A 24,779-nucleotide genomic window follows, 5' to 3' on the forward strand; every position below is an offset into this window, starting at 1 on the left:
GCACGTTATGAGTAAAGAAACCGCTGCACGAATCGCCGTAAGGGATGCGCTTATTCAACTGGTTGAACTGAATCGCTTATTCCGGGAAGCCATTGAATCAGACCATGGCTTACCCATCTGGACCATGGAGACGGAGTCCGAATCCACAAACCAGCGTGCTCTGGCAGCGGGTATTGCCACCCGACTGACCTATATCGAAGAGCAGAACAAGCAGGAGACCGCCCGCTTAACCGGACTGGTCGGCGTTTCTGAGCAGACCTTACAACTGGGCGAAGAACTGAACCTCTGTCGTGATCAGTTTAAAACGGCGATTGCCGACTTTCGCAAGCTGTTTGGCGACAGCATCGAGGCCATTGAACAGGCATCCGATGATTTGCGGGATGGTTTACTGGGAGGGCTGCAGGTCAAACACCTGCACTTTGTGCAATGTTACCGGCAACTCAAGCTCTTTCCAGAGGCCCCGAGGCGGGTTGGTTTCAGTTGGGCTGCAAGTCACAGTGGCACGGTCAGGCTGACCGCCGAAGAAGCGATTGTCCATTTCAGAAAGAAATACATAGCCTCCGTCGCCGTTAATGAAGACATTGGCCTACTGGAAAAAATGCCCGCCAAAGAAGTGGTGGTGATCAAGCGTATACTGGCTCCCCACCTGAGGGCTAATATTACCTGGTCAAAGGATATTCAGGCGCTCAGGCAGGCGGATCCGGCACTGAAAAAACAGTATCCGGCACAGATTAACTCGCCCCTCCCCCTGTTCATTCAGCTGAAGCCGGGAGAGCCGTTACCAGAGTTTAACCGGATTCGCCCCTATGACCCGTCTGCCAGACAGGAAAGACTGCAACGCAGTGATGCCCGTCTGGTTAAAATTAACGACAATCCTCATTCAAGAATTTACCGTTATGCTTAGGAGCCTGTCGGACTTAAGACTGTCCTACTGCGGTTGCGATAAATTGGTCTAAAAATTCCTGCTTCTTCGTCAAATAGCCCCGCTATTCTCCTCAGAAGCAGAAATTTTTATCCTCAATTTCTCGCAATCCTCGCTACGGGGTCGCCTAGACGGACGCTTAAGTCCGACAGGCTCCTAGCCATCTTGTTCCCTGAGATAAGCTTCCAGGTCCGTATAACCGCCAACGTACTCCTGACCATGAAAAATCTGGGGTACCGTTTCCACTTCCTTGCCGACGGTCTTGGACAGGTCAGCCTTACTGATCCCCTCTTCGTAGATATCAACGTATTTGAAAGGCAAACCTTTCATCTCCAGCAGCTGTTTGGCTCGTACACAGAATCCACAGCCAGGACGCCCAAACACAGTAAACCGATCCATTATTTATGCTCCATCAGGTTCATAGGAAAGCACCAGCTGGTGCAGATAAGTATTGAAGCAGGCACTATAAATGCTATTCGGCTGATAAATGCAGCCTGCTGTGCACAGAAATCACCTCTCTCAAACGTTGCCGAGCCTGCTTTTCTCCGGAAAAATTGCAGGCTGCAACCACCTGATGCCAAGGTTGATTCTGGATCACTCGAGTGACCAGCAGCCTTGCATCCGCAGCATCTATATCACCCGCCCCAAGTATTCGAAAGGTCACTCTTTTGATGACATCAATGCAATTCTCATATTGTCTCTGCCCCTCTGTAAAGGAAACCAGCTCACGCTGATTATCGCCGGACAAAGCATATTCATCACTGCCCCTGATTATCGGTGCCATCATGGCAAAGATGGTGGCAACCACCTCAAAATCAAGCCCTTTAAGTTCATCCATCAATAACCACCGCAGCTGAGCAAGGCATTTCTTATGGGCCTGATCAACCAGGCGTTGCGCTGTGCGCGATAATGGCTTGAGCATCATGGCAGAATGGGTACCACTGGCGGCGTCTCTGGACAAACCAACCCGCACGGGCACATAGCAAGAGTCGCCCCAGAACTTCAGAAGGTCATCGGTGGCACCAAACAGGGTGCCCAGGTAATCAATATGCTTGTTTGCAGCATCCTGTTGGAGTTTATCCAGCAGCATTTTGCCCAGCCCTGTTCTCTGGCAATCAGGATGAACCGCTATTCTGATGACCCGGAGTCCTTTCAGGAAGATAGCTTCCGGTAAGCCCAGGTGATTACTCAGCGATTGCGGCAGCAAATGCCCGCGAACCCTGCGCCTGCCCAGCCAGATATCATCGGCCAGTGCCGGGTCAATCCCCCCTTCTCTGGCTGCCAGAAGCACGGCGATCAACCGTTGCCGTCGATCAAAAAGACCGTAGACCTCCATGTTCCCACCATCCAGCAGATGGCGAAGGTCAAATGGCCGGGTCTGATAATGAGCGAGAACCAGCAAACCAAACAGCTGAGTTAACAAGTCTTCATTGAGCAGTAATTCTTCAGATGATATTTGCCTGAAAGTGCACTGCTGCGAATGGATACTGTCCGGCTTATCAATGGCAGCGGGCACTGCATTGAGCAGCAGCGCCCTGAAGACAAACTCTTCCAGGGGATCATCCAGCTGCCAGCGAATCGGCTCGGCCATTCTCAGCTCGTGCCACTGTGGTGTTTTGCTATCCAGAACTTTCCTGAAGCGTATGGCAAAACCCCGTCCGGTTCCTTCGTAACCGTGAATGGTTGTAGCATAGACAATCCGACTGTAGTGAGTCAGCATTTTTTCCAGCAAGGGCGTGGGAATGGCAGCGGCCTCATCAACCAGCAATAACTGGGTTGCGGGCAGTGTCTGAACCAGATCGTCCGGAGGGATAAACTGAAGTCTGCCTGAAAGACCGGCATGAGCCTCACCCAGCACTTTCCCGGCATGGTGAAAGAATACCTCTGCGGTACCTCTTGAGGGTGCGGTTATGATTATCTGCTCAACACCTTCCAGCAACAACTGTGCTGCTGCGATGCCCAGAGCTGCACTTTTACCTCTGCCCCGATCGGCCGTCAGAACCAGCGGGCGACGGCGGTGCCCACGAAACACCTTGTGTATTCCCCGAACCGCCCGCATTTGTGAGCGGGTTTTACAGGGGGCGGTGACCGTCTCGTCCTTGTCACCCGGTGTTTTTTTATCAGGATTTTCAGCCTCCTGAATCCGTAATCCCCCTCCCTGAGTCAAGAGAGATAACTGATTGGAGGCTTTAATCATTTGCGACAAGCGCTGCAAATATCGTCCGGAGATATCCTCAAATTGTTGAGGGTAAACCTGCATCCGGCGATGTTCAGGGTCGTGGAAAAATTGCCATCGGTCCAATGGCGGTATTAACAGTACCAGAATGCCACCGGCACTTAAGGTTCCACTAATGGCACCAAACGCATCGACATCAAAGCCTGCATGGGCATTAAAGATAATGTTCTGATGCTCCCTGCCTAACCGGGACAGACACTGTTTTGCCGCAATAACTTCTGAATTTGAGGCTGCAAGCTCTGGGAAACCTGCTCCAATCAGAAGAACAGACTCCGCCAGGGCTGGAACCATCTCCACCACTTGATCCTTACACCAGTCCGCATCGCCTGCACATACAAGCAAACGCCGGTGCCCGAACAACCTGGCGGCTGATTTTAGTGATAGAACAAGTTCACCAGCGGTAGAAATGGTCTGTTTACTCATGGATATCAGGAAGCCTCAGACCCGGTTTTCACCGACATGCCATCCTCTTTCACAACATACGCTTTGTTGATAATAACGGAGTCAACGGGTACATCACCGTGTGGGCCACGATAACCCGTCTTCACTCTGGCAATACTGTCTACCACATCCATGCCTTTGATGACATGGCCAAAAACGGCATAACCCGGCTTATAAGGCTTACCATTGAGAAATTCATTGTCTTTGAGATTAATGAAAAACTGGGAGGTCGCACTATCAGCGATCTGGGTTCTGGCCATGGCAATAGAGCCACGACTGTTTTCCAGACGCTGATTCAGCAGAGACTCATTTTTGATCGGAGCGCGGGTGGCCCGCTGACTCATATCTGCGGCAAAGCCTCCCCCCTGAATCATGAAGTTATTAATCACCCGGTGGAATACCAGGCCGTTGTAGAAGCCACTTTCAACATACTCGATAAAGTTGTTGACGGTGACAGGAGCCTCTTCGGGTGCCAACATCAAAACAATATCTCCTTTGCTGGTTTCCAGAACCACCTGAAACGCTTCGACCTTCTTCTCTGCGGCTTCAGCTGACTCTGTCGCTGCACCATACGCCAGGGTAGTCAGAAAAAGCATGGTGCTTCCCAACAGCCAGTTTCGCATCAAACGCATCTATTCTCTCCAAAGCAGAAAAAGTTAAAACCACTTTATGCAATACAAACGGATAGACAGTAAAGACTCTGAAGGAAGAAAAAAAGCCTATTCAGCATCATAGTATTTTCGACAGAGAAAAAAGCAAAAGAAATGCGCGAGGGCTTGCAAATAGTGTTTTTTAGGGTAATATACCCTGCGCCTGAAGGGGCATTTCACCCTTCTTGTGTCGGAGCGTAGCGCAGCCTGGTAGCGCACCACAATGGGGTTGTGGGGGTCGGAGGTTCAAATCCTCTCGCTCCGACCAGACATTTTTTACCTCAATTTTCTAACCCTCTTTGAAAACCTATTCCATCAGTTTTCACGATTAGCCAACAAGCAAACTTAAATCAGAAAATCCGGTTTCTACCCTTTCTATACCATCAAAGTTCTTCATCAAATAAATCTTCAGGATCAACCTGAAGGATGAAACGAACACCCCAATCGATCATGCTGCACTTTGAATAAAAGGATTTAATAGACTTGGATTGGTCGTGCTTAATCAATCGAAGAGAGAAGCGGTAGAGTTTGAGTAATGCCACTCGCCTAACAACGAGTGGCATTTGTGCCAGGAAGGTTTTTTATTACAAGCAATAGCAAATCACTTATCGGAAAGTGCTGCCTTCGGTGTTTCAGAATTTTCGTAAATCAACAGCGGCTCAGAGTCACCATTGATAACCGAAGCATCAATCACCACCTTGGAAATGCTCTTGTCGGAAGGAATTTCATACATTGAGTCAAGCAGAACCGCCTCCAGTATCGAGCGCAAGCCACGAGCTCCGGTTTTGCGCTCCATGGCTTTTTTGGCAACCGCACGCAGAGCTTCCTGTCGGAAATCGACTTCCACCTCTTCCATATCGAAGAGCTTGCTGTACTGCTTGGTCAGTGCATTCTTGGGCTCAACAAGGATACGCACCAGCGCCTCTTCATCCAGCTCTTCAAGCGTTGCAATAACAGGCAGACGGCCAACAAACTCTGGGATAAGGCCGAATTTCACCAGATCTTCCGGCTCAACTTCCTTAAAGGTTTCACCCAGATCCTTTTTATCATCCTTGCTACTGACTTGCGCCGAGAAGCCAATACCAGACTTGTCAGTACGACCACGAATTACTTTATCCAAACCGGCGAAAGCACCGCCACAGATAAAGAGAATATTGGAAGTATCAACCTGCAGAAACTCCTGCTGCGGATGCTTGCGCCCACCCTGAGGCGGTACCGATGCAACCGTACCCTCAATCAACTTGAGCAGCGCCTGCTGAACACCCTCACCAGAAACGTCACGGGTAATGGACGGGTTATCAGACTTACGGGAAATCTTGTCAATTTCATCAATGTAGACAATACCCATCTGAGCTTTTTCTACATCATAATCGCACTTCTGCAGCAGTTTCTGAATGATATTTTCAACGTCTTCGCCAACATAACCTGCTTCCGTCAGGGTCGTGGCGTCAGCAATGGTGAATGGTACGTTGAGCATACGCGCCAGCGTTTCAGCAAGCAGCGTCTTGCCACTTCCGGTGGGACCAATCAGCAGGATATTACTTTTACCCAGCTCGACTTCATCTTTCTTTTTGTCGCCCTTGGCATCGCCAAAACGCAGACGCTTATAGTGGTTGTACACCGCTACGGATAAGACTTTCTTGGCCCGGGGCTGGCCAATTACGTACTCGTCGAGAGTTTCCTTGATCTCGCGAGGGATTGGCAGCTTATCTGAAGACTCTTCGCCACTGCTGTCCTGAATTTCTTCACGGATGATGTCGTTGCATAGATCAACACATTCATCACATATGAATACGGAAGGGCCGGCAATCAGCTTGCGCACTTCATGCTGACTCTTTCCGCAGAAAGAGCAGTACAACAACTTGCTGTCTTCACCCTTGCCGCTTGTTTCGTCGGTCATTCGATTACCCTGTTATACGGACAATGCCTGCCCTGCACTCTCCAGTGAAAATAGACAATGAAAAAAGACCTGTCAGTCAAACTGATCAAAGCCCATTTCATGATTCACAATTACATGCCTGATAAGATGCAGTCATCGGGGCATGTTTTCAAGTGCTTGATCCGCTTGATACCAGAATTCATGCCCTGACCATCCGGGACCATGCATGTTTCTGGAAAGCTATTCTGATAGAGCCCTCCATACCAAGAGAACCCATCCAATGAGTTAGTGTTCAACGACTTTGGATAAAAATCAACCTGCATGCGCTATAAATAATGAAAATAGCACACTTTAGAGAGGCTATTTTCATTGATTGCGGAGCATATCGCCGGAGTTCACAAAAGAGCCATCAGCTCAATCGCCCAGCTTATTTTTTGTCTTTATTGCCGTCTTCACCACGACGATTCATGACCTGGTCGATCAGGCCATACTCAACTGCCTCATCGCCATTCATAAAGTTATCACGGTCAGTATCACGCTCAATGACTTCAAGAGGCTGGCCGGTATGGTGAGCCAGAACATGGTTCAGCTTACTGCGGATGCTCAGAATCTCACGGGCATGAATTTCGATATCTGACGCCTGGCCCTGGAATCCTCCCAGCGGCTGGTGAATCATTACCCTGGAGTGTGGCAGACAATAACGTTTACCTGCAGCACCACCAGCCAGCAACAAAGCGCCCATGCTCGCAGCCTGACCAATACACATGGTGGAAACATCCGGCTTGATAAACTGCATGGTGTCATAAATAGACATCCCGGCAGTTACCGATCCGCCCGGTGAATTGATGTACAGGTGAATATCCTTGTCCGGATTTTCCGATTCAAGGAACAGCAGCTGAGCAACCACCAGATTTGCCATGTGATCTTCAACCTGGCCCACCAGGAAGATCACTCGCTCTTTAAGGAGGCGGGAATAGATATCGTAAGAGCGCTCACCTCTGGCTGATTGTTCAACAACAATAGGTACCAGTCCTGAGTTGGTGATCGCAACGGCGTGCGGGTCTATCAGATTGGACATATCCTGTCTTAACTCCTTGCCAAGTCGAAGAAAAGCGACTGACCTGTCAGTCATATAAACTGAAAGATTAGTCGCTTGCATACCAGATTAAAACGACCAGAGCCGGTAAAACCTTAGCTGCTTGTCAGGGGAACTGGCCAATCAGCCAGCAACTCCCCTCGCTCTTCATAAAATGCTCTTCTACAAGCGGTATCAGGCGGACTCTTCCTGCTCTGCCTCTTCAGTTTCAGCTGCACGCTCAGCAGGCTTGATCGCGTCCTGATAGCTGCATGCCAGCTCTGAAACCTGGGCCGCTTCCAGAATAGTATCTACTACCTGCTCTTCCAGAACAACATACTTGATCTGAGACAGCTGCTCATCGTTGCTGTAGTACCAGTCGATAACCTGCTGAGGCTCCTGGTAAGCGGAAGCCATCTCTTCAATCATGGCACGCACACGCTCATCATCAACCTTGACTTCACGCTGCTTAACCACTTCACCAATCAACAGACCCAGGGCAACACGCTTTTTGGCATCAGCTTCAAACAGCTCTGCTGGCAGCTGCTTTGGATCAAAACCACCTTTCATGCCGCCGAACTGCTGTACCGCCTGTTCGCGCATACGGTCGATTTCCTGAGAAGTCAGGGCAGAAGGCACTTCCACCTCATGAATCTTCAACAGGCCATCCATTACCTGATTCTTGACTTTGTTTTTAACTGCCTGACGCAGTTCACGCTCCATATTTCTGGACACTTCCGTACGGAAACCTTCCAGACCACCTTCGCTTACGCCAAAGCGAGCAAAAAACTCGTCATTCAGTTCAGGCAGTGCGGGTGCAGCCACCTTGTGGACCTTGCAGGCAAACTCAACAGACTGACCTGCCAGATCTTTCGCCTGATAATCTTCAGGGAAAGTCAGGGACAGCACTTTCTCTTCACCGGCAGACACTCCCACCAGGCCATCTTCAAAGCCCGGAATCATGCGGCCAGAGCCCAGCTCCAGAGTTGAGTTCTCTGCGCTGCCACCTTCGAAAGCTTCTCCGTCTTTGGTGCCAACATAGTCAAAGGTAATGCGGTCGCCCAGTTCAGCAGCACGCTCAACGTCAGCAAACGTTGTGCTCTGCTTGCGCAGGGTTTCGATCATTTCGTCTACATCAGACTCCTGAACCTCAGCAATCGGACGCTCAACAACAATGCCGCTGAAATCATTCAGAGCAATTTCAGGGTAGACTTCAAAGGTAGCAACAAAGGTAAATCCTTCGTCGTTATCAGACAGGGCTTCAACAGATGGTGCACCGGCAGGGTTCAGATCCTGCTCCTGAATAGCCTCAATGAAGGAAGACTGCATCATCTCGCCGAGCACTTCCTGTCTGGCACCGGCACCGTAACGACGCTTGACCACTTTCATTGGAACCTTGCCGGGGCGGAAGCCATCCAGACGAACACGTCGGGACAGGTCCTGCAGACGCTTATTCACTTCACCATCAATATCAGCAAACGGGATAGTGATAGTCAGCTTGCGCTCAATACCGGAAGTCATTTCAAGGGAGACTTGCATTTTTGTTCCTCAACACCAAAACCTGTGTAAACAATGGGCCAAAAGGCGAATAGACTAGCAAATGCTTCCGGAAAATGCACAAACACGTTCTGTCACACTGGATCCGGGCAAGGTAAAGGAACACTTTTTATTAAAACATTCCCGTTCCCTACAGGATTTGCACCACTCTCACTTCTCAACGGTAAAAACCAACGAACAAAGCAGACTTTACCTGAAAAGCGTATTTAAAAGACCCAAAACACAGCAGCCCTGGCTCAGCTTTTCCTATCTGCACTATTCATATACGTTTCCCCGAAGCTAAGGACTAGTGGGTCCATACACCCCCCATCAGGGCAGTTTCTTTGGATGAAACATACAAAAACGGGGATAAGCATACTTATCCCCGTTAATGACTGGTGCGGAAGGAGAGACTCGAACTCTCACACCTTGCGGCACTGGAACCTAAATCCAGCGTGTCTACCAATTTCACCACTTCCGCTCACAATGTTTCCACGAAGCACGCAAAACACTGTATTTTTCAGGCCATCCAAAACACCCGGACAACCGTTAACCTGGGGTGGGCGAAGGGGCTCGAACCCTCGACCGCCGGAATCACAATCCGGAGCTCTGCCAACTGAGCTACGCCCACCAGTAACTGACCGAAAGACTATTCAAATTGAACCAAAGAATCAAGCATAAGGCAGGATAAATGGCCATCTGAAAAATGGCGCACCCGGCAGGATTCGAACCTGCGACCATCCGCTTAGAAGGCGGATGCTCTATCCAACTGAGCTACGGGCGCTTAATCATCTTTCTGACTGGTCGGGGTAGAGAGATTCGAACTCCCGACATCCTGCTCCCAAAGCAGGCGCGCTACCAGACTGCGCTATACCCCGAAATTTTCCAGCTACTTTCAGGAAATCCCGAAAAGTTCCGCTGGTCAACGGCGACGAATACTACTCACAAGCATGGCGCTCGTCAATTGCCATATGCATTTTTTGATCCACATAGCAGTTCAGATAATGCAGGAAACTTCTTCGTCTGAATGACCATACCAATCTGTCTGAAAAAAAAACCACCATGCTCACCCTTTATATCGAACAGACTTCATATAGGTTGAACCAGTGGCTTTATCAGCAGGCTGTTGTGTCAACAGAGCCTGAGCACTGTTAAACTAACGGTCATTTTCAATATTCGCCAATCAACCAATATTGTCAGCAACAGGCTTCAGCACATATGACAGCAAAAATTATTGATGGCAAAGCCATTGCCCTGCAACTGACCGACGCCATCGCCGAACAGGTGAAAAAAAGAACTTCACAGGGTCTCAGGGCTCCGGGGCTGGCGGTTATTCTGATTGGTGATGACCCGGCTTCCAAGGTTTATGTCGGCAAGAAAAGACAGGACTGTGAAAGGGTGGGTTTCAAATCCATATCCCACGACCTGCCAGCCTCCACCAGCGAACAGTATCTGCTGGAGTTAATTGACAGCCTCAATGATGATCCGGCCATTGATGGTATTCTTGTACAATTACCCCTGCCTGAACACATCAACTGCGAACTGGTGATTGAACGCATCCGTCCGGATAAAGACGTCGATGGCTTTCATCCTTACAACATTGGCAGGCTGGTTCAGCGCATTCCACTGTTGCGCCCCTGCACACCAAAAGGTGTGATGACACTGCTGGAAAGCACAGGCCAGCCCATTCGTGGCAAGAACGCCGTTATTGTCGGTGCCTCCAATATTGTCGGTCGACCAATGACCATGGAACTGTTACTGGCCGGCTGCACTACAACCACCACGCATCGCTTTACCGAGGACCTGGCCGCTGAAGTAGCCCGGGCAGACATTCTGGTGGTTGGCGCAGGCAAGCCCGGACTGGTTAAAGGTGCCTGGGTAAAGCCCGGTGCCGTGGTGATTGATATTGGCATCAACCGTATGGATGATGGCCGACTGGTGGGTGATGTGGAGTTTGATGTTGCCAGAGAAAGAGCCTCATGGATTACCCCGGTTCCCGGCGGTGTTGGCCCGATGACCGTGGCGACACTCTTGGAAAACACACTGTATGCAGCAGATCATCTGCATTACTGAGCCGAGAAAAGAGCGTTCAAGATTAAGACCGGCAGCTTCACTGCCGGATCCATCTTAGGACTTCAGACTGGCCAGACATTCCAGAAAGATTTCATCTTCCCACTCAGAGCAATCAATAAGGTACATATTACCCGACTCCTCCCACTCATAATCCTGCCCGTTGATTCGAACCTCCAGAATCGGGTGCTCACTGTAAATTAACAGCCTGCCTCCCTGCCTGAGTCGGCTTTCAAGGCGAACACCGCTATCTTTCCAGCACACCACCTGATCAACTATGGCACAGGCTGGCAGAATCTTATCTTCCAGCCCAAGACAGACCAATGACTCTTCAGGATAAAACAGCAGCAGATCTGCCCCATTCTGCCCAAGCCGTATTTCCGGCAGCTCAGAATGGCTGAAACATTGCCGTCGGGTCGGCCAGTATACCAACCATTCACCACTGTCATTTTCCAGGGGTGACGCAGTGATACGCTCAGTAATCGGTTGGTGATCTTCGGCAATATTGAATAAGGCAAGGACTCCCACTGCCCCAATCCGATTGGTCACTTTGAGTAACTTCCCGGAATAGAGAGGGTTTTCAAATAGCTGTTCCCGAGCCACCTTTCCCTGCTGGTCACAGCGAACCACCCGACCATTATTAAACACCAGCTTCATCAGTTGCTCTGCATCAGTCTGCCCAACCGGATCGCTGGTATAAATGGGTCCGCCACTCACCGCCCTGAGCAGCGCATGGGCATCAGAGTCTTCGTGAATGGTCCACCACATATCCCAGTCACCTATAAAAAAGGCATCATGAAACACCGCGTTATAGGCATTCTGCAGTGCATGCTCCTGGAGATTACCGCTTTTCTTTGGGAAAAAATCATCACTATTACGCGCAAGAGCTGATGACGGTCGGTTCCACAGCTGATCGCTGGCCATCCCCATGCAGTTGATCAGTTGTCCGTTAAAATGCAGCCCCGTTGACGCTTCAAGGGCCTGATGCGCTACCCGGGATACTCTTCCGGGAAAATCCCGGTATCTATAGTGGTTGGCAAGATTGCTCTGAACATCGACTTTAATGAAATCAACGCCCTGCCGGGCCAGATAGTCGTGCCAGCCGTGCCAGAAGCGAAATGCATCCCCTTCTGAGGTTGGGGGTAACCTTCTTGATGAATCCAGTTCATCCAAAGGGACAGGAAAGCTGGCTTCGGCATCGATCCCTTCCCACTGCCCGGTCAGAGCATGCCACACCCCCATCCAGGGAATACCGTAGTCATCCTGAAGAGTCTGCTTTAAACCGGTAAGTCCAGCCGGAAACTTCTTCCGATCTTCCTTCCAGGACAACAGCCGACGATCTTTCTCTTCCGACCAGCCATCATCCACCAGCATCCATTTTACCGGAACCCTTTTGGAGTAAAACTCCTGAGCTTTTGCAGCAACAGCCTCCTCAGTCACATCAAGATAACAGGCATCCCAACTGCACCAGCCGAGATAGTTAAACACCTCAGGCAAGGTACGCTGCTCTCTTGGTCTGGAATAGTACGATAGATGGTGACGCCCCAACTGCACATTGTTATTGATCAGTGAAAATGGATCTGTACTGACACCATAAATGGCAATCAGGCCCGAAAAATCTCTAACACCCGACTTTGAAGGACCCGCCACCAACTCAATGCCAGCGACGTCCCCACCCTGAAATTCACAGCGAACCTGCTCATCACATACGGCCAACAGATGGTGATACTCTTCCCCCAGACCGTACAGCAAAGACTGTGTTTTCTCTGGCAGATTGTTAAGGGCGCAATCAAAATGCGGCCGCGTCCACCAACTGTTATAAAGATAATGGGCACACAAACCGGAAATATCACCCAGAGAGGCGATATTGATTCTGACGGCGCAACGGGGATGCCAACTGCGCCCCGGCCAACTAACTCCCTTGCTAATCTCAGCATTCAGAGATAACAACAGCTGTCTTCCTTTGGTCTCCAGAGACAACCTGACAGACAGCCAGTCATCGTGAACAAATATCCCCGACTGCTCTGACCATGGCAGAGCATATTCCTCACCATTATCCAAACGGACATAAACAGTGATCCCCTGACATACTGCTGCCTGGTCATAACACAGATTTACCAGCTGGTCTTTTTCACGAAGAGAATACATAACTGCCTCAACTGCATCTTGGAAAGAACAATGTCATCCTTTGCCTACAGTATTTCTCAAAATCGGATATACGGCAGTGAAAATCTAATAAATTGCTTATCCGTGATATAAAACGACAGCCCGATAAGCTGATTAGCACGGAAATTTTGCAAGATGAAAACCGCTGAAAATGTTACCCACGCAAGGAAAACCAACGGAAAGGTAACACCTTTTACCAACAACACACGCCAAAAATCACAAACAGAGCTTTAGAGCGAAGAGCGCCTAAGTCATTCAACCCTGAACAACTGAAGCACAAACAGCGAAAGTACACTACATCAGGCATGTGGAACAAAGTAGAAAACCACGCCGTCAAAAAAATGGCATGCAGTATGCATACCATTTAGCGTTCCATGTCAGCACCCGGTTTAATGGAATAAGCCCTGCTGCCGACATCTTTTGTCTTCGTTACTTTTGTCAGAATCATCCAGGACTCTTCAATGAACAAACCATCACTCAGTAGCATGGAAGCCTATCTCAGACAGATGGGTATGGTGCCCCTTCCCGAAACCCCTGGCGACCTTGAAAAAGAGTACTACCGACAGATTTACCGGGTGCTGCCCAGAGAGCAGGCTTTATCACTCCCAGTCAGGAAAGCCCGCTCAAAAACCTCTATCAAGAAAAGTAAAGAAAAAGACACCCCTGACAGACAGTAAACCAGACCTACTCAGCGTGAGGGACTTCCAATCGTTCACGCTGTCGCTTATGTCGAAACAGGCCATCCAGCGTAAAAATGACCAGTGCGAGCCATATCAAAGCGAAAGTAGCCATCTGCACCACACCCAGCGGCTCATTATAAATTGTCACACCCACCAGAAATGAAATGGATGGTGCCAGATACTGCATGATTCCCAACACAGTCAACGGCAACTTTTGAGCCGCCATATTGAACAACACCAGAGGTATGGTGGTCACAAACCCGGACAGGGCAAGGAGAAGACTGGTATCCGGATCAGAAAAGCGAAAAGCATGCAAATCATTACCCATCAACCACAGGAAATAGAAAGCGGCGGGAGGCATCAACAGCAATGTCTCAATAGCCAGTCCAGAGGTCGCATCGACATTAATCCTTTTCCGGATCAAGCCATAGAACCCGAAACACAAGGCCAGTACAAAAGCGACCCAGGGCAGTTTACCCAGCAAAAACATCTGAATTGATACCGCCGCTGCTGCTATAAACACCGCCAGCATCTGGTATCGGGTCAGACGTTCCCCCAGAAAACAGTAGCCAAAAAAAACGCTGATCAGCGGGTTGATGTAATAACCGAGGCTGGTTTCCAGAATCCTGTCATTGGTCACTCCCCAGATAAAACAGAGCCAGTTTCCAGCAATAAACAGCGACGACAAAACCAACCACCCCAGTATCCGGGGTGACTTTATTATCTCAAGGATCCTTTTCAGTTTACGGCGAAAAGATAAAAAGCAAACCAGCAAAAGTGATGACCAGAAAACCCGATGAGCAAGCACCTCCAAAGGAGACACCTGTTCAACAATCTTGAAATAGATGGGGATCAGCCCCCACAAAGCAAATGCCCCGACGGCAAACGTCAGGCCAGACTGTACTCCTGCGTCTCTCACAAATCCCCCACATCAGACCCATAGCATCCTCGGGATGCCAGGAAAAATAACAGCCCATTCAGATTTTGCATTGTAGAAACAACGAAACCCTAGATAAAACATTAACTGAAGAAGCCTGAACTCATCCAGGCTCCTGGCGAGACAGATCAGTCAAAAACTATACGATTTTTATTTTTATCCAGCATTCTGCTGCCAACATATTTAACCTTATCCAAATCATCAAAGCTCTGATAAGGGCCATGCTGATCACGATGCTTGACAATTTCCATTGCGATGCGGGGTCCAACCCCGAGAAGTCCTTTGTCCAGCTGCTCCATGTTTGCCTGATTCACATTAACTTTCTGATCACCAGACCGGGCTTTCTGGTCAGCCCCAAAGACAGAGATACTGAAAAAAGATGCACCTAAAAAGACGAGGGTTTTGATATCCATATCAATGACTCCTTAAAATTGATAACTAATCCGCTATTGATAGATTGTCTATAAAACAGCTTTGTTGAATAAACCATCCTTAAGAACATTCAAGGCAATGCCTGGGATAACTGCAAGACAAAAAATCCCGGGCAGATAAGCGGATCAAATTATCACGCAGCCGGAGCAACCCCCAAAACCTGCTCTTTAAAAGGCTTACTGGGTGGTGTCTCACCAATCCACACTCGCAGGAACAGATTGAACAACTCTTTACTGGCAGGAACGATACCTTTCTCATCACCGGCAATTTCAATCCGCAACCCTTTACCCGGAAGGTACTCAAACACAGCCTGTTCACCTTTTTTCATTGAGCCATCAACCAGTGTAAAGATTTTCTCAAGGTCCTCTTTCACCGCTTCCTGCTCATCGGGTGGGCTGTTCAATTGGATGGATTCATAAAAGGCATTGGCTATCCGTCGGGCGCTCATTTTTGACACCAGCATAACAAATGCCATTCGTTGATGCGTGTCAGAGGCATAAATCTCTTCAGGGCTACTGGTCGGCTCTTCCAGATAAAGAGCACCGATATACCCTTTAACCATCAGATACCATGACCTGACTGCCGCACCCTGCAATTTAAGCTCTGGCTTATCACCCTCCGCCGCAATAGTGTCTGGCAGGTCGTACTTATTAATGACAAGTGCATTAACAGGCAATGACAGCAACATAAGCAAGGCAGTTAAAAGAGGAATACGATAAAAAGAGTCATAGTTTTGCATACTACACACCTTATTATTATTGTCAGGAAATACTATCCCACTTAATTGGCAGCTTCCAGCCTACTGAGCTGTAACCACTTCGACATTTCATAGCCTGGCCGCCAGCGCAGCAGGTCAGGCAATCATACTATGCACAGGGTTTAAGCTGCCATGATCTTTACCTGTATTGTCACTCCAGAGGCTGATTGCCGTCATTAAATTGTCACCATTTCATCAGCCATAACTTTCATGAGCAGTGGATAAAACCCTCTCCATTACCACTGGTCAGCAGCCCAATATTCCCGTTACCAATCCTGACTATCTAAACCATACTTAAGTGCACTGACTATTGAAATTACTGGATAAGCCTCAAAATAGACTATCCAGAACACAAGGTTGAAGCACTGAGTAATGGGTTAGCCCAAGCTTCCTTAAAGCCCGCTACACCATACCTTTGCAACAGAATATCAACCAGACTTTCCTGTTAAACCAGCTTTTGCAGACAGACTATGACAGATCAGGATCCAAACAACCCCGAAGTGCTCGATGGGGACGAAGACAGTCAAAAAACCAGTACCGGACTTGTACTTCCACACCAGTCACTACCAGACAAACTCTATCTAATCCCCGTTTCGAACCGCCCTTTCTTTCCTGCACAGGTACAACCGTTAGTATTCAGCAATGAGGAGTGGGGAGAAACACTGCAACGTGTTGGCCAGAGCCCTCATAAAGCGGTTGGTCTCAGCTTTGTTGGCCGAATGCCCGGCATAGACGTTGCGCCGGAAGATTTTCCCCAGGTAGGTTGCGTTGTCAAAATCCATAATATTGTGTCAGACAATGACCAGGTTCAGTTTATTGCCCTGGGAATGCAACGTTTCAGAATACGACAATGGTTACGTCGCCGGCCTCCTTACCTGGTTCAGGTCGACTATATCGATACCCCTGAAGACGACAGTGATGAAGTAAAAGCCTATGCACTGGCACTGATCCAGGCGATCAAAGAGCTTATCCCGCTGAATCCTCTGTACAGCGAGGAGCTGAAAAATTATCTGAACCGCTTCAGTCCCAAAGACCCCTCCCCCCTGGCAGATTTTGCAGCGGCTATTACCACCGCTCCCGGACAGGAGCTGCAGGAAGTACTGGAAACCATCCCTGTTCAACGCAGGATGGAAAAGGTACTGGTGTTGATTCGCAAAGAGCAGGAGGTCGCCCGCCTTCAGAGTGAAATCAATGCGGAAGTTAACCGGAAAATCAGTAATCATCAGCGCGAGTTCTTCTTGAAGGAACAGCTTAAAGTCATTCAAAAAGAGCTGGGCATATCGAAAGATGACCGAACTGCTGAGATTGAACAGTTCGAGCAGAGACTGGCAAAGCTGATCGTCCCTGAAAGTGCCAGGAGCAAAATCGATGATGAGCTGAAAAAGCTGTCTATTCTGGAAACCGGCTCCCCGGAATACGCTGTTTGCAGAAATTATCTCGATTGGGCGACATCTGTCCCTTTTGGCCTGTACTCTGAAGATAACCTCGATCTTCATCACGCAAGAAACGTACTCAGTTCCGACCATGATGGTCTTGAGGATGTTAAAGAGCGCATTGTTGAGTTTCTGGCAGTGGGTGCTTACCGGAAAGAAGTATCCGGCTCCATTATGTTGCTGGTAGGCCCTCCGGGTGTGGGCAAAACCTCTATTGGCAAGTCCGTCGCCAAAGCTCTGGACCGAAAATTTTACCGTTTCAGTTTGGGCGGCATGAGAGATGAAGCTGAGATTAAAGGACATCGTCGTACTTATATTGGAGCGATGCCCGGAAAGCTGATTCAGGCACTGAAGGAAGTAGAAGTCTCCAATCCGGTCATCATGCTTGATGAGATTGATAAAATTGGTGCGTCCTTCCGTGGTGATCCCGCATCGGCACTGCTGGAGGTATTGGATCCTGAGCAGAACAGCGAGTTTCTTGACCACTATCTGGACATGAGAATTGATCTGTCAAAAGTCCTGTTCATTTGCACAGCCAATCAGTTGGATACTATCCCGGGACCACTGCTTGATCGAATGGATGTAATCAGGCTGTCCGGCTATATCACCGAAGAGAAGGTAGCGATTGCCAAGAATCACTTATGGCCCAAACAACTGAACAAAGCAGGACTGAAAAAGAGCCAGCTTAGAATCTCAGATACAACCTTCCGTAAAATTATTGATGGTTATGCCCGGGAAGCAGGGGTTCGTCACTTTGAGAAATTATTGCAAAAAATCATTCGCAAAGTTGTCGTCAAATTCCTGGAAAATGATGAACACAAGCTGACGGTTTCGGCTAAAAATCTGGAAGACTTTCTCGGAGCCCCCTACTTTCGTAAAGAAAAAACCATGGAAGGTCTTGGCATAGTTACCGGTCTTGCCTGGACCGCAATGGGGGGTGCCACACTCCCTGTTGAAGCCTGCCTGATACATCAGCAAAGAGCCGGTTTTAAACTGACTGGCAAGCTGGGTGAGGTGATGAAAGAGTCGGCTGAAATCTCCTACAGCTATACTACCAGTCACGCCAAAAAGCTGGGTATTCAGGAAGACTTTCTGAAAACTGCATTTATACACCTCCATGTTCCGGAAGGTGCCACCCCGAAAGATGGCCCCAGTGCCGGTGTCACCATGACAACCGCTTTAATCTCTCTGGCCAAAGGCATTAAACCCCTGAAAAATCTGGCGATGACCGGAGAGCTGACCCTGACAGGCAAAGTATTGGCTGTGGGCGGTATCAGAGAAAAGGTAATTGCTGCCCGACGGCAGGGAATTATGAACCTGGTTCTTCCGGAAGATAACCGCAGAGACTTTGATGAGCTACCGGATTACATCCGTGAAGGCATCTCTGTGCATTTTGCCAGCCAATACGAGGACGTCTATAGAATTGCATTTCCAGCGGTCAGCAAAAGCAAAGGAAAAAAGTAAGTAGAGCCAACCGTACTCTGCTGTAAATAAAAAACGCCACCCGATCAGGTGGCGCTTTCTTAATCACTCTTACAATAGCAGCGGGATCTAATCCCGTTTGGACACGCTAGTGAGCACTTTTATTGTGGGCCGTGCGGCAAAATTTTTCAAATGATATATAAGACGTAATAAGCATATTAAAGTTTTTTAAAATAGCAGAAAAACAATGAGGAAACAGATACCGGAACGACACAGGGTTGTAGCTCAAGAATTTGCAACCCTGCGAAAGCATAAAAAGGTTCAGAGAACTATATCACCACACATATCATAACCTGGTTGATTCCAGATAACTTTTCACCGTAGTGACAATCGCCTGAGTCTGGCTGTCTATTTCCAGGTTAACTCTATCGCCAACTTCCGCTGTACCAAATGACGTCATTCTTAAGGTTTCCGGAATAAGATGGATACAAAAGCGCCCTCCCTCAACCTTCTCACCAATAGTCAAACTACAGCCATTCAGAGACACATAGCCTTTAGGCAGAATATAGTCTTGCCATTCAGAAGCAAATTGAAAGAATACTGTCACATTGTTTTCTTCCTGCTTAATGTCACAAATCTCAACCGTATCGTGAATATGACCAGAGAGAAGATGCCCGCCAATTTCGTCACCAAAGCGTGCAGCTCTTTCAATATTGACTTTATCACCTTCTCCCAACGCCCCCAGGTTAGTAACCCTCAGGGTCTCTTTCATCACATCGAAAGTGGCACTTTCCCGGTCAAAAGCAGTAACTGTCAAACAGCATCCATTCACTGCAATACTGGCTCCGGTTTCCAAGCCTTCCAGCAATGTGGACGGCAACAGCACAGTAATACGATTCAGTTCGTTGAATTTTTCAATTCGACCAACCGGAAAAAATCCCTTCACAATACCTGTAAACATACACTACCTATCGTCGCCAAACACGTTGGCCTACATCAGAATGTTTTGAGACAGTGAACCAGTCTCTCAAGAGCAACCAGACTGTCTGGCGTATAATTTCGGTGGTTGTGGTTCGCCAGCACCTCGTCCGGTGATTCCAGCACCACACTGGCAACCTCTTCTTCCTGGAGGGTCAAAGGACCATCATAATAACAGCTGTAGACCCTGCCCCAGACCTGACAATCATCATTATGGAAAAAAAAGTGAAAATGCGAAGTGATGGGCACATTCTCGATACCAAGCTCCTCAGCCAGCTCCCGTTCAGCCGCCTGATCGTAGCTTTCCCCTTCGGTAACCACGCCCCCTGTAGCGGGATCAAAGTAGCCCGGATAAATATCCTTATTCAGGGTCCTCTCCTGAACATACAGCTGCCCTGCTGAATTGAAGACAAAAATATAGGTTGCCCTGTGGCAGAGTGCTTCTTCTCGCATCTTCCCCCTGGGAACGGACCCGAGAACAAAATTATGGTCATCAACCACCACCACACTTTCCACAGACGCTTCCACCTCTTGCTGGCCAGGCATCGAGATCTCCTCTTATCTGTCATTCATTTATTATTGTGGCAACATCTTATATCAAGCTATTGGTAATCGAAAACAGAAAATACCAGTCAACATTCAACAAAAAGGCAAAGGCGTTTGTGGCATCTCTGCCAATCTGTCAAAGCGGTATCATTTCGTCAAGACTGATCATTAGCGACCAAAACCGGTATAATTTGCTTAGGGCAATAGGAATTTTAATTTTCCCAATCAGTAAAAACTGTAATTTTCACTCGATTTCAACCCACAGGATCCGATAGTTAGTTAAATATAATTTTGTCCTGACCAGCATCCATTACTGCCATAACCACCTAAAAAATGCTGTCTGACACCGAACACCATCCTTTAAGGGGGCATAATGAGTAAACCTAATGTAGTCTCCGCCATTGTTAACCCGGTTGGCTCCATGCGAGTACTGTCCAGCCGGGAAGTCAATATTCTTCAGGATAATACCAAAGCTGGCCTGCATCGCCTGTTCCGCCAGTGCGCCCTGGCTGTGTTAAGTGATGAGATGGAAGGTGACAGCGCAGAAGAGCTGTTACAAACCTACTCCGAATTTGATATCCGCATTGTTCAGGAACACCGTGGACTGAAACTAGAACTGATCAATGCACCGGCGTCTGCATTTGTTGATAAAAAACTGATCCGGGGTGTCAGGGAAAACCTGTTTTCCGTACTCAGGGATATTCTCTATGTTTCGTCCCTGATCACCAGCGACAAGCGTTTCGATCACGGAAGTTCATCCGACATCACACACCTGGTGTTTGAGGTGCTCAGAAATGCCAACGCCTTTATCACCAAACAGACGCCCAATATCGTGGTCTGCTGGGGTGGACACTCCATTGGCCGTGATGAATATGAATACACGAAACTGGTCGGTTATCAACTGGGCCTCAGAAGAATGAATATCTGTACCGGCTGCGGCCCCGGTGCGATGAAAGGGCCGATGAAAGGTGCCTACATTGGCCATGCCAAGCAGCGGATCAGTCATGGTCGTTTTATTGGGCTGACCGAGCCTGGCATTATTGCTGCCGAGTCTCCTAACCCGATTGTCAATGAGCTGGTTATCCTGCCCGATATCGAAAAACGTCTGGAAGCCTTTGTCCGTCTGGGGCATGGCATCATTGTATTTCCGGGTGGACCGGGAACCTGTGAAGAGATTCTTTACCTGATCGGTATTCTCCTGCACCCGGACAATACAGACATTCCCCTGACCATGATCCTGACAGGGCCCGCCGGGTCAGAAGCTTACTTTGAACAGATTGACAACTTCATTGGCAATACACTGGGCAAAGAGGCGCAGGAAAAGTACCAGATCATCGTCAATGATCCAGCCAGGGTTGCCACAATCATGGCCCGTGGCCTGGAAAAAGTAACCCGCTTCCGTCGTCGACATGGGGATGCCTACTACTTTAACTGGCTGCTAAAGATTGACCAGGAGTTCCAGCAGCCTTTCGAGCCCACCCATGAAAACATGGCCAGCCAGGAACTGCACAGCAATCTCTCGGCCCACCAGCTGGCAGCCAACCTCCGTCGTGTTATGTCGGGCATTGTTGCCGGGAATATCAAGGAAGACGGTGTTAACCTGATCCGTGAGCATGGCCCTTATAAGCTCAGTGGTGAACCGGGCCTGATGCAACAGATGGACACCCTTCTGCAATCGTTTGTTGATCAGCACCGGATGAAACTGCCCGGAAGCCACTACCAACCCTGCTACGAAATCATTGAATCCTGACTTTTTGTCAATTCCACCTGAAGAGGCCGCTTCGGCTTCTTCAGATGCTGCCTGCGTAAATCACAAATACTGAAACAGCCATTCACAGAAAAAATAGTGGCTATTACGGTCTTTACTTAACTTGAAAAGCACCTTTCGCTATACTGCCCGCGCCACCAGTGCTACTGGTAAAGATTTCCTTGGAACGTCTGACGGACCCATAAGATCATAAAGGTTTGTCGAAGGATCGCCCAAGAGCCTGCCACAGATGATGAGGGTAGAACTCGTGTTAGAAGCCTACAGAAAACACGTCGAAGAGCGTGGCCAAGAAGGTGTCCCACCTAAGCCGCTGAATGCAGAACAGGTGTCAGGCCTGATTGAACTGCTGAAAAATCCACCAGCCGGTGAAGAACAATATATTCTGGACCTCCTTGAAAATCGTATTCCCCCCGGTGTTGACGAAGCTGCCTATGTAAAAGCCGGATTCCTCTCCGCCCTCGTCAAGGGCGAAGCTGAATCCCCACTGGTTGACAGCAAGAAAGCCGTTGAGCTGCTGGGCATGATGCTGGGTGGTTACAATATCGAAACCCTGATAGCCCTTCTGGACAGCACCGAGCTGGGTGAACTTGCCGCTGAGCAGCTGAAAAAAACCCTGCTGGTGTTCGACTCTTTCCACGATGTGGAAGAAAAAGCCAAAGATGGCAATGCCAATGCCCAGGCCGTTCTGAAATCCTGGGCTGAAGCAGAATGGTTCACCGGGCGTGATGCCGTGCCTGAAAGCATCAAGGTTGCGGTATTCAAGGTGACCGGTGAAACCAATACCGATGATCTGTCCCCTGCCCCTGATGCCTGGTCTCGCCCGGATATTCCACTGCACGCTCGTGCTGCCTACAAGATGACCCGCGATGGTCTGGAACCTGAAGAGCATGGCGTCACCGGCCCGCTTGAGCAAATTGAAGCCATCAAGAGCAAAGGCCTGCCGGTTGCTTTCGTGGGTGACGTTGTCGGTACCGGCTCTTCCCGTAAGTCTGCCACCAACTCGGTGCTCTGGTTCTTTGGTGATGATATCCCCGGTGTGCCCAACAAGCGTGCTGGCGGTATCTGTATAGGCAGCAAGGTAGCCCCTATTTTCTTCAACACCATGGAAGATGCCGGTGCCCTGGTGTTTGAAGCCCCGGTGGATAAGTTAAACATGGGTGATGTTATCGAAATTCGCCCATACGATGGCAAGATTCTCTCTGAGTCCGGGGAAGTTCTGTCTGAGTTCACCTTCAAATCCGACGTTATTCTTGACGAAGTACAGGCCGGTGGCCGTATCAACCTGATCATTGGCCGTGGACTGACGGACAAAGCCCGTGAGGCACTGGATCTGGGCCATTCCGACATATTCCGCCGCCCGCAGCCCCCTAAAGAATCAACCCATGGTTTCACGCTGGCCCAGAAAATGGTCGGCAAAGCCTGCGGTGTGCCCGGCGTCCGCCCTGGCCAGTACTGTGAGCCCAAAATGACCACTGTCGGCTCCCAGGACACCACCGGACCAATGACCCGTGATGAATTGAAAGACCTGGCCTGTCTGGGCTTCTCTTCTGACCTGGTTATGCAGTCTTTCTGCCACACTGCCGCCTATCCAAAACCAGTAGACGTGGAAACTCATCACACTCTGCCGGACTTCATTATGAACCGGGGCGGTGTCGCCCTGCGCCCTGGTGACGGCATCATCCATAGCTGGCTGAACCGCATGTTGCTGCCAGATACCGTGGGTACCGGTGGTGACTCCCACACCCGTTTCCCGCTGGGCATCTCTTTCCCAGCAGGTTCAGGCCTTGTGGCATTTGCGGCGGCAACCGGTGTTATGCCATTGGATATGCCTGAGTCTGTTCTGGTTCGCTTCAAAGGTGAAATGCAACCGGGCATTACCCTGCGTGATCTGGTGCACGCCATTCCACTCTATGGCATCAAGCAAGGCCTTTTGACCGTCGAGAAGAAAGGCAAGAAAAATGCCTTCTCCGGCCGCGTACTGGAAATTGAAGGCTTGGAAAACCTCACCGTTGAACAGGCTTTTGAGCTCTCCGATGCTTCTGCTGAGCGCTCTGCTGCCGGCTGTACCATCACCCTGTCTGAAGAGTCCATCACTGAATATCTGAAGTCCAACATCACCATGCTGCGCTGGATGATCAGTGAAGGTTATGGCGATGCCCGCACTCTGGAACGTCGTGCCCGTAAGATGGAAGAGTGGCTGGCCAACCCAACCATGATGCGTGCGGATGCCGATGCCGAATACGCTGAGGTAATCGAAATCGATCTGGCAGACATCAAGGAACCCATTCTCTGTGCACCAAACGACCCGGACGATGCCCGTACACTGTCGGATGTTGCCGGTGACAAGGTCGATGAAGTGTTCCTGGGCTCCTGTATGACCAATATCGGTCACTTCCGTGCTGCCGGAAAACTGCTGGAACAGAACCATGATCCACTGAAGACCCGCTTCTGGATGTCGCCTCCCACCAAAATGGACAAGGCACAGCTGGAAGAAGAAGGCTATTACAACATTTACAACGACAACGGTGTGCGGACCGAAATCCCCGGCTGCTCACTCTGCATGGGTAACCAGGCACGTGTAGAGCCAGGCGCAACAGTACTCTCTACCTCTACCCGTAACTTCCCCAACCGTCTGGGGGATGGCGCTAATGTATACCTCTGTTCTGCTGAGCTGGCATCTGTCGGTGCCATTCTTGGCAAAATACCAACCGTGGCAGAGTATATGGCATACGCCAGCAACCTGGATGCCATGGCGGGTGACGTCTATCGCTACCTCAACTTTGACCAGGTAGAGTCTTATCAGAAGGCTGCTGACGATATCATCGCTAAAGCCAGCTGATACCCAGCTGAT

18 protein-coding genes and 5 tRNA genes are annotated in these 24,779 nt (G+C 49.4%); 7 read left to right on the forward strand and 16 right to left on the reverse strand.

Annotated elements, in window-relative coordinates; genetic code table 11:
* The first annotated feature begins 7 nt into the window (after window positions 1–7).
* Window positions 8–904 (forward strand): DNA replication terminus site-binding protein, encoded by an 897-nt coding sequence (locus ACO6UY_RS00905; protein WP_422460098.1) that lies wholly within the window; start codon window positions 8–10, stop codon window positions 902–904.
* 174 nt (window positions 905–1,078) lie between these two features.
* Here ACO6UY_RS00905 and ACO6UY_RS00910 read toward each other — a convergent pair whose 3' ends face one another.
* The 3 genes from ACO6UY_RS00910 to ACO6UY_RS00920 form a co-directional block, all read right to left on the reverse strand.
* Window positions 1,079–1,321, reverse strand: coding sequence for a GrxA family glutaredoxin (locus ACO6UY_RS00910; RefSeq protein ID WP_422445095.1), 243 nt, complete (start codon window positions 1,319–1,321; stop codon window positions 1,079–1,081).
* Window positions 1,322–1,394: 73 nt separating this feature from the next.
* Window positions 1,395–3,581: a tRNA(Met) cytidine acetyltransferase TmcA gene (locus tag ACO6UY_RS00915; protein ID WP_422467013.1), complete on the reverse strand. Its 2,187-nt coding sequence runs from the start codon at window positions 3,579–3,581 to the stop codon at window positions 1,395–1,397.
* A 5-nt stretch (window positions 3,582–3,586) separates the two neighbouring features.
* Window positions 3,587–4,195: a peptidylprolyl isomerase gene (locus ACO6UY_RS00920; protein ID WP_422488809.1), complete on the reverse strand. Its 609-nt coding sequence runs from the start codon at window positions 4,193–4,195 to the stop codon at window positions 3,587–3,589.
* A 245-nt stretch (window positions 4,196–4,440) separates the two neighbouring features.
* Between ACO6UY_RS00920 and ACO6UY_RS00925 the strand changes: the two genes are divergently transcribed.
* Window positions 4,441–4,517 (forward strand) — tRNA-Pro (locus tag ACO6UY_RS00925).
* A 333-nt stretch (window positions 4,518–4,850) separates the two neighbouring features.
* On the opposite strand, the gene clpX is transcribed toward ACO6UY_RS00925, so the two are convergent.
* From clpX to ACO6UY_RS00960, 7 genes are all read right to left on the reverse strand, one after another.
* Window positions 4,851–6,149 (reverse strand): ATP-dependent Clp protease ATP-binding subunit ClpX, encoded by a 1,299-nt coding sequence (clpX, locus tag ACO6UY_RS00930; RefSeq protein WP_422445101.1) that lies wholly within the window; start codon window positions 6,147–6,149, stop codon window positions 4,851–4,853.
* Between the two features lie 406 nt (window positions 6,150–6,555).
* Window positions 6,556–7,206 (reverse strand): ATP-dependent Clp endopeptidase proteolytic subunit ClpP, encoded by a 651-nt coding sequence (gene clpP / locus ACO6UY_RS00935; RefSeq protein WP_101747729.1) that lies wholly within the window; start codon window positions 7,204–7,206, stop codon window positions 6,556–6,558.
* 192 nt (window positions 7,207–7,398) lie between these two features.
* Window positions 7,399–8,742, reverse strand: a complete 1,344-nt coding sequence (gene tig, locus ACO6UY_RS00940) for a trigger factor (protein WP_422445103.1) — start codon at window positions 8,740–8,742, stop codon at window positions 7,399–7,401.
* A 393-nt stretch (window positions 8,743–9,135) separates the two neighbouring features.
* Window positions 9,136–9,220, reverse strand: a tRNA-Leu gene (locus ACO6UY_RS00945).
* A gap of 74 nt (window positions 9,221–9,294) precedes the next feature.
* Window positions 9,295–9,370 (reverse strand) — tRNA-His (locus ACO6UY_RS00950).
* 76 nt (window positions 9,371–9,446) lie between these two features.
* Window positions 9,447–9,523 (reverse strand) — tRNA-Arg (locus tag ACO6UY_RS00955).
* A 17-nt stretch (window positions 9,524–9,540) separates the two neighbouring features.
* Window positions 9,541–9,617 (reverse strand) — tRNA-Pro (locus ACO6UY_RS00960).
* A 340-nt stretch (window positions 9,618–9,957) separates the two neighbouring features.
* Between ACO6UY_RS00960 and folD the strand changes: the two genes are divergently transcribed.
* Complete coding sequence (gene folD, locus ACO6UY_RS00965; protein WP_422445105.1) at window positions 9,958–10,812, forward strand: bifunctional methylenetetrahydrofolate dehydrogenase/methenyltetrahydrofolate cyclohydrolase FolD; 855 nt, start codon at window positions 9,958–9,960, stop codon at window positions 10,810–10,812.
* Window positions 10,813–10,866: 54 nt separating this feature from the next.
* Here folD and ACO6UY_RS00970 read toward each other — a convergent pair whose 3' ends face one another.
* Window positions 10,867–12,957, reverse strand: a complete 2,091-nt coding sequence (locus tag ACO6UY_RS00970; RefSeq protein WP_422460101.1) for a Sip1-related alpha-galactosidase — start codon at window positions 12,955–12,957, stop codon at window positions 10,867–10,869.
* A 479-nt stretch (window positions 12,958–13,436) separates the two neighbouring features.
* Between ACO6UY_RS00970 and ACO6UY_RS00975 the strand changes: the two genes are divergently transcribed.
* Window positions 13,437–13,652: a hypothetical protein gene (locus ACO6UY_RS00975; protein WP_146000056.1), complete on the forward strand. Its 216-nt coding sequence runs from the start codon at window positions 13,437–13,439 to the stop codon at window positions 13,650–13,652.
* A 7-nt stretch (window positions 13,653–13,659) separates the two neighbouring features.
* Here the strand turns inward: ACO6UY_RS00975 and rarD are convergent, their stop codons facing one another.
* The 3 genes from rarD to ACO6UY_RS00990 all read right to left on the reverse strand — a co-directional run bounded on the left by rarD (window position 13,660) and on the right by ACO6UY_RS00990 (window position 15,763).
* Complete coding sequence (gene rarD, locus ACO6UY_RS00980) at window positions 13,660–14,574, reverse strand: EamA family transporter RarD (protein WP_422460104.1); 915 nt, start codon at window positions 14,572–14,574, stop codon at window positions 13,660–13,662.
* 146 nt (window positions 14,575–14,720) lie between these two features.
* Complete coding sequence (locus ACO6UY_RS00985; RefSeq protein WP_269674461.1) at window positions 14,721–15,005, reverse strand: ComEA family DNA-binding protein; 285 nt, start codon at window positions 15,003–15,005, stop codon at window positions 14,721–14,723.
* 152 nt (window positions 15,006–15,157) lie between these two features.
* Window positions 15,158–15,763, reverse strand: coding sequence for a chalcone isomerase family protein (locus tag ACO6UY_RS00990; protein ID WP_422445112.1), 606 nt, complete (start codon window positions 15,761–15,763; stop codon window positions 15,158–15,160).
* Window positions 15,764–16,251: 488 nt separating this feature from the next.
* On the opposite strand from ACO6UY_RS00990, the gene lon reads away from it, so the two are divergent.
* Entirely contained in the window at window positions 16,252–18,678 is a 2,427-nt protein-coding gene (gene lon / locus ACO6UY_RS00995) for an endopeptidase La (protein WP_422460106.1), read from the forward strand.
* Between the two features lie 304 nt (window positions 18,679–18,982).
* Here the strand turns inward: lon and ACO6UY_RS01000 are convergent, their stop codons facing one another.
* Complete coding sequence (locus tag ACO6UY_RS01000) at window positions 18,983–19,597, reverse strand: riboflavin synthase subunit alpha (RefSeq protein ID WP_422445116.1); 615 nt, start codon at window positions 19,595–19,597, stop codon at window positions 18,983–18,985.
* Between the two features lie 35 nt (window positions 19,598–19,632).
* Window positions 19,633–20,160, reverse strand: a complete 528-nt coding sequence (yfcD, locus tag ACO6UY_RS01005) for an NUDIX hydrolase YfcD (protein WP_101748594.1) — start codon at window positions 20,158–20,160, stop codon at window positions 19,633–19,635.
* A gap of 373 nt (window positions 20,161–20,533) precedes the next feature.
* Between yfcD and ppnN the strand changes: the two genes are divergently transcribed.
* Together ppnN and acnB are read left to right on the forward strand one after the other, a co-directional pair.
* Window positions 20,534–21,910, forward strand: a complete 1,377-nt coding sequence (gene ppnN, locus ACO6UY_RS01010; protein WP_422445118.1) for a nucleotide 5'-monophosphate nucleosidase PpnN — start codon at window positions 20,534–20,536, stop codon at window positions 21,908–21,910.
* Between the two features lie 265 nt (window positions 21,911–22,175).
* Window positions 22,176–24,767, forward strand: a complete 2,592-nt coding sequence (gene acnB, locus ACO6UY_RS01015; protein ID WP_422446135.1) for a bifunctional aconitate hydratase 2/2-methylisocitrate dehydratase — start codon at window positions 22,176–22,178, stop codon at window positions 24,765–24,767.
* Window positions 24,768–24,779 lie beyond the last annotated feature (12 nt).

The sequence above is a fragment of the Endozoicomonas sp. ALE010 genome, from assembly GCF_049310165.1.
Taxonomy (GTDB): Bacteria; Pseudomonadota; Gammaproteobacteria; order Pseudomonadales; family Endozoicomonadaceae; genus Endozoicomonas.

Coding starts and splice junctions, on each gene's coding strand:
- ACO6UY_RS00985 (WP_269674461.1), bottom strand. CDS start 15,005: ATGGATATCAAAACCCTCGTCTTTTTAGGTGCATCTTTTTTCAGTATC.
- folD (WP_422445105.1), top strand. CDS start 9,958: ATGACAGCAAAAATTATTGATGGCAAAGCCATTGCCCTGCAACTGACC.
- ACO6UY_RS00990 (WP_422445112.1), bottom strand. CDS start 15,763: ATGCAAAACTATGACTCTTTTTATCGTATTCCTCTTTTAACTGCCTTG.
- clpX (WP_422445101.1), bottom strand. CDS start 6,149: ATGACCGACGAAACAAGCGGCAAGGGTGAAGACAGCAAGTTGTTGTAC.
- clpP (WP_101747729.1), bottom strand. CDS start 7,206: ATGTCCAATCTGATAGACCCGCACGCCGTTGCGATCACCAACTCAGGA.
- ACO6UY_RS00920 (WP_422488809.1), bottom strand. CDS start 4,195: ATGCTTTTTCTGACTACCCTGGCGTATGGTGCAGCGACAGAGTCAGCT.
- yfcD (WP_101748594.1), bottom strand. CDS start 20,160: ATGCCTGGCCAGCAAGAGGTGGAAGCGTCTGTGGAAAGTGTGGTGGTG.
- tig (WP_422445103.1), bottom strand. CDS start 8,742: ATGCAAGTCTCCCTTGAAATGACTTCCGGTATTGAGCGCAAGCTGACT.
- ACO6UY_RS00970 (WP_422460101.1), bottom strand. CDS start 12,957: ATGTATTCTCTTCGTGAAAAAGACCAGCTGGTAAATCTGTGTTATGAC.
- ACO6UY_RS00915 (WP_422467013.1), bottom strand. CDS start 3,581: ATGAGTAAACAGACCATTTCTACCGCTGGTGAACTTGTTCTATCACTA.
- lon (WP_422460106.1), top strand. CDS start 16,252: ATGACAGATCAGGATCCAAACAACCCCGAAGTGCTCGATGGGGACGAA.
- ACO6UY_RS00975 (WP_146000056.1), top strand. CDS start 13,437: ATGAACAAACCATCACTCAGTAGCATGGAAGCCTATCTCAGACAGATG.
- ppnN (WP_422445118.1), top strand. CDS start 20,534: ATGAGTAAACCTAATGTAGTCTCCGCCATTGTTAACCCGGTTGGCTCC.
- ACO6UY_RS01000 (WP_422445116.1), bottom strand. CDS start 19,597: ATGTTTACAGGTATTGTGAAGGGATTTTTTCCGGTTGGTCGAATTGAA.
- ACO6UY_RS00910 (WP_422445095.1), bottom strand. CDS start 1,321: ATGGATCGGTTTACTGTGTTTGGGCGTCCTGGCTGTGGATTCTGTGTA.
- ACO6UY_RS00905 (WP_422460098.1), top strand. CDS start 8: ATGAGTAAAGAAACCGCTGCACGAATCGCCGTAAGGGATGCGCTTATT.